Annotated in this window: 4 protein-coding genes; 2 read left to right on the top strand and 2 right to left on the bottom strand. The window is 42.3% G+C overall.

All coding sequences use genetic code 11. The features are described 5' to 3' along the window. Both WBM49_RS10090 and hemH read right to left on the bottom strand, forming a co-directional pair. Nucleotides 1-348 (bottom strand): MATE family efflux transporter (locus tag WBM49_RS10090; RefSeq protein ID WP_424371929.1); only part of this gene is annotated, 348 nt, incomplete at its 3' end. Beyond that, entirely contained in the window at nt 348-1379 is a 1032-nt protein-coding gene (hemH, locus tag WBM49_RS10085; protein ID WP_424371928.1) for a ferrochelatase, read from the bottom strand. The genes WBM49_RS10090 and hemH, both read right to left, overlap by 1 nt. A 166-nt stretch (nt 1380-1545) precedes the next feature. Here hemH and WBM49_RS10080 point away from each other — a divergent pair, with 166 nt between their 5' ends. Beyond that, complete coding sequence (locus tag WBM49_RS10080; protein ID WP_424371927.1) at nt 1546-2628, top strand: mechanosensitive ion channel family protein; 1083 nt, start codon at nt 1546-1548, stop codon at nt 2626-2628. Nucleotides 2629-2670: 42 nt separating this feature from the next. Continuing rightward, the coding region (locus WBM49_RS10075; RefSeq protein ID WP_424371926.1) for a hypothetical protein at nt 2671-2850 on the top strand (180 nt) is incomplete at its 3' end.

The raw sequence follows: 2850 nt of genomic DNA, 5'->3' as shown, positions 1-2850 counted from the left end.
GTACAAGCCCAGTGCTACCATGGAAATGGTCACTACCAGGGTAAGTGTAATCTGATTTCCGAACGTTTTAAGGGCCTTCTCAGGATGGTCTGCCCCCAGCGCCCTGGAGATTATACTACTCCCTCCTATACCTATGGCCATCCCCAGGGCGGCAATAAAAAAGGACACGGGTAAGACCACATTGATGGCCGCTATGGCAATTGAACCAATCCAATTTCCTACAAAAACAGTGTCTACCAAAATATTTAAAGACATCACAAGGATGCCAATAGAGGCCGGCACCGCCTGTCTTATCAGGAGTCTCCCAATAGATTCTGTGCCAAGCTGATCTGAGGAGACTTTTGCCATTAGACGGGGAGCAACTGTTTAGTTTCCCAATCGTGGATCCAGGAGGCCATTAAAGACACCCAGGCATCATCATCATTGAGGCAGGAGATGTGTTTGTAGTGCTCGCCTCCGGCTTCTTCAAATTGTTCTTTTCCTTCCATCGCGATTTCTTCCAGTGTTTCCAGACAATCACTTACGAAAGCCGGGGTGATCACCGCGAGTTTCTTCTTTCCTTCCTTGGCCAGGCGTTCAAATTCATAGTCGGTATAAGGTTTTAACCATGGATCTCCGGCAAGTCTAGATTGAAAAGAAGTGCTTACTTTATCTTCGGGAAGCTGCAAGGCTGCCTTAACCAATTCTGTAGTATCATAACACTGATGTCTGTAGCAGGTATGATGTGCGACGGAATTAATACTACAACAACTACCATCAATTTTACAATGAAAACGCGTTGGATCCGATTTTCGGATATGTCGTTCCGGAATACCGTGATAGGAGAAGAGTACATGGTCATACTCAAAATCTTTTAGGCCACGCGCTATGCTATCTGAGAGCACTTTGATGTACTCCGGGCTCTTGTAAAAAGCGGGCATGGTGGTGAGCTGCATTTCAGGGAAATATTGTTGTTGTACTTCCAAAACTTTAACCACCACCGTTTCATAGGAAGACATGGCATAATGGGGATACAAGGGAACCAAAAGCACCTCATCAACGCCTTTATTTTTTAATTCCTGAAGGGCATTCTTAATGGTCATGCTCCCATAGCGCATCCCGAGGGCCACAGGAATGTCTGTTAACTTCTGCACTTTTTTGGAAAATCTTTCAGAGATCACAATAAGGGGAGATCCTTCGTCCCACCATATTTTTTGGTAGGCCTTGGCCGATTTTTTAGGACGTGTCTGTAAGATGATGCCTCTTACCAGAATATTACGCAAGATCTTTGGCACATCTATCACGCGTTCATCCATCAGGAATTCATCGAGATACGGTTTTACGTCTTTGGCGGTGGGACTGTCCGGAGAACCCAGATTAACTAATAATACTCCTTTCAAAACTCTTTTTTTTATGATTCAAAAATACCATTTGTTGCAGAACATATAGTTACATTACGGCAATACTTTTATTATGGCTTTATAGAGAATCCTAATTTTACATGGTATTCACATCTTTGTTACGTATTTTAACACCAAGCCAGCAATCAAAATTTCAATAAACCAAATGATCGAAGACTTATTTAAAAATCCGGTTTACAAATCAATGTTCGTAGTTTTGGGAACCCTTTTGATGATACTTTTGGCCTATTGGGTAACGGTCAAAGTTTTGAGCTATTTTGGGAAAAATCCTAAATATCTCATCCCCCCGGGTAGTGTAAAAAAAATATCACTTCCTCTTTTTTTCCTCTTTTTCTCCTTTATAATAAGGATGGGCTCACTGAATGAAATGCTTGGCATGGAAAACTATGCCTATTGGTTTAAAAAGACCAGCACCCTGCTCTTTATTTTTTCCTTTACCTGGTTGCTCATCAAGATCATTAAGTTAATCAAGCAGCTGGTCATTAGCAATTATGATGTACATGATACTGATAATCTTAAAGCCCGTAAGATATTTACCCAGTTTACTATTCTGGAACGTGTCTTTATCTTTATCCTGATCATCTTCGCCCTGGGGATCGCCTTAATGAGTTTTGACAGTATTAAAGAGATCGGGATCAGCATTTTCGCCTCTGCCGGGGTAGCGGGAATCATTATCGGATTTTCCGCCCAAAAAATGATAGGGGCCATCCTGGCTGGGGTCCAAATTGCAATTGCACAACCCATTAAAATTGATGATGTGGTGGTCATAGAAGGCGAATGGGGCCGGATAGAACAGATCACCCTCACCTATGTGGTCATTGCAATCTGGGACAAAAGAAGATTGGTGGTACCTACTACCTATTTTATTGAGAAACCTATACAGAACTGGACCAAAAGCTCCTCAGATATCATCGGCACTGTATATCTGTACACGGATTACAGAGTCCCCATCGATGCATTGAGAAAAAAATTAACCAGTATCCTCAAGAGTACGGAATTATGGAATGGCCAATCCAACGCATTACAGGTTACCAATGCCACCGATACTTCTCTCGAGATACGTGCTCTGATGAGTGCCAAAGACGCTTCTACAGCCTGGGACCTCAGGGTTCTTGTGCGTGAGAAAATGATAACGTTTTTACAGAAAAACTATCCGCAAAGTCTGCCGCATACACGGGTATTTATAAAAAATGAAGGTGAAGGGACCCCTCCTCCAAAAGAAAAGTAATGCCTAAGGATTAGAGGGGGGAGTGAAAAATTTCTTGTAACTATGTCTAAGGAGACCAAGTTAGAATACGTCTTAATGCATTCGCACAAAAACGAGATGATTTCATTTGTGAAGGCGCATCCGGAATATTTTAAGGAGGCAATTGAATTAGCCATCCAAGATAAACAGCCATACTCCTGGCGCGCAGCTTGGGTGTTATGGTGTTGTATTTCTAAAAACGAT

Origin of the sequence: Muriicola sp., assembly GCF_049669965.1 — a bacterium.
Classification (GTDB): Bacteria; Bacteroidota; Bacteroidia; order Flavobacteriales; family Flavobacteriaceae; genus Muriicola.
This window is presented reverse-complemented; position numbering and strand designations above follow the sequence as displayed.

Coding starts and splice junctions, on each gene's coding strand:
- WBM49_RS10080 (WP_424371927.1), top strand. CDS start 1,546: ATGATCGAAGACTTATTTAAAAATCCGGTTTACAAATCAATGTTCGTA.